At 43.0% G+C, this 4998-nt stretch carries 3 protein-coding genes; all 3 read left to right on the top strand.

The features are described 5' to 3' along the window. Positions 1 to 1979, top strand: a 1979-nt coding sequence (locus AC1DND_RS19240; RefSeq protein WP_477584058.1) for a SusC/RagA family TonB-linked outer membrane protein, incomplete at its 5' end; no start/stop codon positions are given. Positions 1980 to 2004: 25 nt separating this feature from the next. Beyond that, a complete protein-coding gene (locus tag AC1DND_RS19235) occupies positions 2005 to 3519 on the top strand; it encodes a RagB/SusD family nutrient uptake outer membrane protein (protein WP_477584056.1) in 1515 nt (504 codons plus the stop codon). Positions 3520 to 3905: 386 nt separating this feature from the next. Further along, the coding region (locus AC1DND_RS19230) for a glycoside hydrolase family 38 N-terminal domain-containing protein (RefSeq protein ID WP_477584055.1) at positions 3906 to 4998 on the top strand (1093 nt) is incomplete at its 3' end.

The raw sequence follows: 4998 nt of genomic DNA, 5'->3' as shown, positions 1-4998 counted from the left end.
TAAACAAATGGCTTAATGCGGGGTTAAACGTATCAGGAATTTACAATATAACAAAAACTAATGACGGGTTTGGCTATGGTGTGGCGAGGATGGCCCTGGAATCTTTTCCTTTTATTCCCGTAAAACTGCCTAACGGAAAATGGGGCGCTGATTACATGCATAAATTAGGTGAAACTCCGGTCAACCCTGTTGCAGAGGCGACCAATGATGTTAACCTAACCCACCGAACCCTTGTTTTCGCCAATACATATCTGGAGACTGTTCTTTCTCCAAGCCTAAGTTTCAAAACGAGTCTTTCAGGTCAGGTGAATTCAAGTAAAAATAATTTTGCCTATAGTGGTGATTTCCTGGACAGAGGTCAAAATACCGGTATCAGCGCCTCGATAAGTACCGTTCAAAATCTGTACTGGCAAAGCTCAAGTTATTTTACCTACAATAAAACATTCAGCGAAATTCACAAAATTAACGCAACCCTGGGGGCGGAGTGGTCACAAACTTCCAATGAAACCTTTGCGGACGGGGTTTCGGGTTTTGATGGCAGTTATTATCTGTTTAATAATTTAGGCGCAGCCAATATTGCCAATCCACCAAGTTCTTCAGCATATCTTAAGCAGACCAATTCGTATTTTGGTAGAATCGTATACTCTTTGGCGGATAAATATTTGTTTACTGCCACAGGCCGCTACGATGGAGCGTCAGTGTTTGGTGAGAACCATAAATTTGCATTTTTCCCTTCAGCGGCAATCGCCTGGCGTGTTTCACAGGAAGATTTTTTAAAGGACAGCAAGGTAATCAGCAATTTAAAGCTTAGACTAAGTTACGGAAGTACCGGAAATTCTTCCATTGATCCTTACCGGTCGCTGAGTACACTGGCTACAAATTTCACAGTTCTGGGAGGTGTGAGGACCGCGGGGGTTGTGCAGGGTGTTATTGCCAATCCGGATTTAAAATGGGAGCAGACCAATCAGCTTGATTTGGGAATGGACCTGGATTTATTTGCAGGGCGTATAAATATCGTTGCCGATATTTATAATAAAGTGACCGATAATTTGTTGCTTAATGCGCCGGTTCCGCTATCAACCGGTTATGATAACGTATTAAAAAACATTGGTTCGGTCCGTAATAGGGGGCTTGAGCTGGGAATTACTTCAAATAACCTGACCGGAGATTTAACCTGGAGCACCACATTCAACATTGCCTTTAACAAAAATAAGGTACTGGCATTGGGCACCAACAATGAAGATATATTTCCGGGGCCGTCAGTGCTCGATCAGATAGGTATTTTAAGAGTAGGAGAACCGGTAGGATCTTTATGGGGCTACCAGCAAGATGGCACCTGGGGTTCAGATGAGGTAACACAGGCGGCCAAGTACGGGAAACTTCCCGGCGATCTTAAGGTCGTTGATCTAAACAATGATGGGCTGATTAATTCAAAAGATCAAACCATACTTGCGCACTCTTATCCAAACTATACAGGGGAATTGATTAACAGATTGAAGTACAAGAATTTTGATTTCTCTCTGGATATCGGCTTTAGCCAGGGAAACAGCGTCTTTAATATTGGAACGCTTATTCAGGAGCAGAGGCAAACTTATGCCAATGCCTTTACAACTGTTCTTAACGCATGGACACCGACAAATCAAAAAACGGAGGTAGGTTATGTACGTCTGAACAACGATGCCCATGGATCTACCTTGCTCCAAACATCGAGGTACATCAGTGACGGATCTTTTATCAGGGGTAGAAACCTGACATTGGGCTATACTTTTCCAGAGTCTGTTGCTGGTAAGATCAGTATGAGCTCATTGAGGGTTTTTGCCGGTTTGCAGAACTTCTTTATGATTACCAAGTATAAAACCGGTTACGATCCGGAATCATCATCCTGGGCACCGTCTCTGGCTTTTTCCTACGGAATCGATTTGTATGGCGAACCCAGACCAAGAATATTTAATCTTGGATTAAGCATGAGCATTAAATAATATCAACCTGTAAAATTTGCTAGTCATGAAAAAATTTATAAAACTATCAGTCGTTGCATTCGCCCTGCTTGCAATGTCATCCTGCAAAAAATTCCTCGATGAGAATCCGCCAAGTGCCTATACGCCGGATAATTACTACAAAACTCTTGCCCAGGCGCAAAATGCCGTTAACGGGATTTACGCCTCGGTCGGTACGATATACAGTCAGGGGGGCAATTTTGATGATTTAAGTTTATTGTTGCTCGAAATGCCAACCGGTCAGGCCAATACCGATATTAGCCAGTCGACCAACAATCAGGAGTTGCTACGCCTGAGCACAAGCTCTGCGAATCTGTACGTACGTCAATGGTGGAGGACCTGTTATCAGGGAATTAACGCAGCAAATCTGGCCATTGCCAATATTTCAGCTATGTCGGCTACAGCGCTGACTGCGACTCAAAAGAGTCAGTTAATCGGGCAGGCACAGTTTTTAAGAGCATGGTTTTATTTTAACTTGGTGAGGATTTATGGAGATGTACCCTTATTAACTGCTCCAACATCCAGTGTAGAAAGCGCACAGGTTCCAAGAAACCCTGTTAAAGATGTATATGAGAAATTAATTGTGCCTGATCTGTTATCGGCAGAGCAAAGCGGTTTACCGATTACAGATAACACCGGAAGAGTATCGTTGGGCGCAATAAAGGGCTTACTGGCCAAAGTATATGAAACGATGGCTGGTTATCCGCTGCAGCAGGCCGATAAATACGCTTTAGCCAAGCAAAAAGCACTGGAAGTTATCTCATCAAATCAATTCACATTTTACAGCAATTACGATCAGTTCCGTGACCCCGTGAATGACAATAAGATGGAGAATATTTTTATGGCCCAATATGCAAGCACAACGCTGGCTAATCCAATGTTTAACTATACACTTCCTTTGTTTGCGGGGGTAAGCGGTGCCAATGGGGGTACAGGTGCGCTAACACCGGATTTAACGTTTTACAAATCATTCACTCCCAGTGACAAAAGAGGGAAGGAAAACCAATATTTTTATTCTCATTACGCAAGTCAGGCAACGGGTGCTGATATTCAGTTTTCAACCGGACAGCACATTTTTAAATACTTTAATAATGTTAGCTATACCGCTAATGCACCGTCAGGGAAATGCTATTCGTTAATTCGTTTAACAGATATTATGCTTTTATATGCGGAAGCACAAAACGAAGCGGATGGAACTCCTGATGCTAATTCATATACATATTTGAATCAAATCAGGACAAGAGCCGGATTACTTCCCTTAGCCGGACTTACCCAGACGCAGTTTCGTGAAGCGGTATGGCGTGAACGGAACCATGAACTTTGTTATGAAAATATAACATGGTTTGATATGGTCCGGACCCGGATGGCATATGATACCAAGAACGATAAATTTGTTGCCCTGGTGGGCTATACCTTTCCGTACGGATCGAATATCACTTTTGCGACTAAAAATTTATTGTTCCCATTGCCTCAATCGGAAATACAGGCAAACCCTAAGCTTACACAAAATGCCGGATACTAGCATATGAAAATTAAACTGTCTAAATAATTGATATCGAATAACGGGAGATAGGATATTATTTTCCTGTCTCCCGCTAATAAATAACCGAAATCAAAGAATTGAAAGGTCAGTTTAAAATTGAAATAAACCCATTAYTATAAAACATTCGTTAAAGAAAATTTATGACTACAAAAAAGATGACTGCTGCAACTGCCTATATAGAAAAACAGGYRGCGCATTTTCGTAATTATATGCAATCTGCGGAGTTGGGGCATGAGAATGCCATGGCTAAGCTGGTTATTAAATGCGCTGTTGCTGCYTTRCTCTTAACAGCGGCTTTACCCGCATTTTCTCAAAACTATAACAAAACCGTCTCACCTATASCRCTTCCRCMACCGGTATCAAATTTGCTTCCCGGAAAAAAAGCRCCTGTAGTAACCGATATCTGGGTAGTGTTTAAAACACATTGCGATCTGGGTTATACCATGCCTGCAAGTGCCGTRTTTAAAAAATACCGTGAAGATATGATGGACAATGCCACCCGCTTAATAGAAGCCGACAAGAAAAAACCGGTTAATGAACGTTTTAAATGGACGATTGCCGGCTGGCCCATGAAGGGTGCCATATTAGGGCCATTGCAAACGCCTGAGCGGCGAAAAAAGGTAGAAGAGGCACTCCGGGAGGGTACAATAAGYGTACATGCCCTGCCTGCTACCATAGAATCGGACGTAATGGACCAGGAAGATTACGTAAGAAGCCTGATCTTCTCTTCTCAGATTGCCCGTGACTATGGRCATCAGTTGCCTATTGCCGCAAAGATGACCGATGTGCCAGCCCAYAGCTGGTTRCTTCCGACCTTGTTGCATCATGCAGGTATAAAATTCCTGCAGATTGGATGTAATTACACGGTGCAGCCGGTACGCCTGCCGCAACTTTTTTGGTGGGTAGGTCCCGATGGATCGAAAGTGCTTTGTAATTACACCCCACACTATGGYTCGGGYGTAACACCCCCGGAGAACTGGCCCTCGAAAAATTACCTGGCCGTAATTATGACGCATGATAATACCGGCCCACCTWCGCCCAAAGAAATTGAAGAAGTAAAAAAACAGGTAGCCGGAATGAAAGACGTCCGCTTGCATTTTACCGACCTGGATGAATATGCAAAAGTTTTATTGGCCGAAAATCCACAAGTGCCTACCATTCGTGGTGATATGGTTGATCCATGGATCCATGGGGTAATGGCCATGCCTCAGGAATCAAAAACAGCGAGGAACATCCGTCCGCTTGAACCGGCCTTGGATATCCTGAATACACAATTGAAAGGATGGGGAATTTCAACTACATCATTAGCCGGACCTTTGGCAAAGGCTTATGAAAACAGCATGCTTTTTGGAGAACATACATTTGGAGCATCTTCACCAGGTTACGGTGCGTTTTCAAAAGATGGAAAAACACAACTATCAGAAGCAGAACGTTATAAATACAATGATGACTTCATTC

It is taken from the genome of Pedobacter sp. 01N416, assembly GCF_056399685.1.
This window is presented reverse-complemented; position numbering and strand designations above follow the sequence as displayed.